Source organism: Sphingobium jiangsuense (assembly GCF_014196495.1).
Lineage (GTDB): Bacteria > Pseudomonadota > Alphaproteobacteria > Sphingomonadales > Sphingomonadaceae > Sphingobium > Sphingobium jiangsuense.
In genome coordinates this window covers 1-1,222 of the sequence record NZ_JACIDT010000065.1, presented here as the reverse complement: position 1 = coordinate 1,222, position 1,222 = coordinate 1, and the positions used below count along the sequence as shown (strand labels likewise).

The window sequence follows — 1,222 nt, the reverse complement described above, 5'->3', positions numbered from 1 at the left end:
TCTCGGTCATGCACCTATCAATATGATAGGTACTAGCGCGGTGTCAATGAACAAAGCTTTAATGGCTGCTCCGAACTGGTACTGGCGAATTCGCGCGCTTGAGTTGGAGCGGCTAGATCAACACCCCCGCCCACCCGTATTCCATTTAGGCACATAAACAGCCATCTTGCGCCTTATCTGAACACAGGAGAGGTTCGCGCCGTTGGCCCAGACATAGGCCAGCGTGCGTCCATATCTGTCGCGGCCATGGCGCTCGATCGTCAACCGCTTGCCCTCGATCAGCGCTGCGAGACTGCGCTTGCTGGCTTGACCGTCACCGGGGACGCATACCCTGCCCTTGCGGCAGCCGTGCAGCTCCGGCGCGTCGATGCCTATCAGGCGGATGCGTTCGGAGCCACAGCGTATCGTGTCGCCGTCCACGGCAGAGCAAACGGGCGCAAGAGACAGAAGGATGGGGAGGATCATCTTTAGGTTTCACTCTTCGTACATAAATTGTTCTTTATATGTACTTTTACCCCATTGAACAGGATGATCCATCGTTTATGAACGATTCGACAGTTCCTGAAATGAAAAAGCCCGGCGTTACGAGCGCCGGGCTTTTGATCGGGGACGCTTCGCGGAAATCGGTTCTGAAACGCGAAGCGGGAGGTAACCCGACAGGTGGCTATGTGCACCTCCGGCACCTCCTAGTCAATATCAGATCGCGCCATCTCACGGAGGTAAGAAAGATGGCATTCGAAAGACGGCGCCGTCCGCGCGCCAAATTGACTCCTGAAATCGTTGCGAAAATTCGCGAACGCCTCGCGATGGGCCATTATCAGCACGATATCGCTGCTGATCTTGGCGTCAACCAGGGGCGCATCTCAGAGGTCAATACCGGCAAGCGTTGACGCGCTGGCTTCGGAGGGGAGTGGGTTTCGGCTCGCTCCCCTCACCCCTCGATCACCGCCCCGATCATCGCCCTGTAAATCCCGACGAAATCCCCGGCACCGATCTGCTTGGCCTTGTCGACGGCGGCGGACACCATCGCCATGTCCGGCTCTTCGATAGCTTGGAGCACGGCGCGGGCTTGTGGGAGATAGCTCTGCCACATCGCCCTCCCCTCGAACTGGATGTTCTCCGGGTGGCCTTCGAAGCGGCATATTGCGCGGGCGGCTCTCTCAAGGGTGGGTTTCATGTAGGCAGGCCCAATCGAATACTCATGGCTATCTGGGACACGCCG

General features: G+C 57.9%; 3 protein-coding genes. 1 reads left to right on the top strand and 2 read right to left on the bottom strand.

Annotated elements, in window-relative coordinates; translation table 11 throughout:
* Positions 1–117: 117 nt before the first annotated feature.
* Positions 118–465 carry a thermonuclease family protein gene (locus tag GGR43_RS23350; RefSeq protein ID WP_188074094.1) on the bottom strand — a complete coding sequence of 116 codons (348 nt, stop codon included), beginning with the start codon at positions 463–465 and terminating at the stop codon, positions 118–120.
* 77 nt (positions 466–542) lie between these two features.
* Between GGR43_RS23350 and GGR43_RS23345 the strand changes: the two genes are divergently transcribed.
* Positions 543–890 carry a hypothetical protein gene (locus GGR43_RS23345; RefSeq protein ID WP_223177597.1) on the top strand — a complete coding sequence of 116 codons (348 nt, stop codon included), beginning with the start codon at positions 543–545 and terminating at the stop codon, positions 888–890.
* 41 nt (positions 891–931) lie between these two features.
* Here GGR43_RS23345 and GGR43_RS23340 read toward each other — a convergent pair.
* Positions 932–1,222, bottom strand: a 291-nt coding sequence (locus GGR43_RS23340; protein WP_223177596.1) for a hypothetical protein, incomplete at its 5' end; no start/stop codon positions are given.

Excerpts from the sequence above, each read along its gene's own strand:
- GGR43_RS23345 (WP_223177597.1), top strand. The coding sequence starts at position 543 with ATGAACGATTCGACAGTTCCTGAAATGAAAAAGCCCGGCGTTACGAGC.
- GGR43_RS23350 (WP_188074094.1), bottom strand. The coding sequence starts at position 465 with ATGATCCTCCCCATCCTTCTGTCTCTTGCGCCCGTTTGCTCTGCCGTG.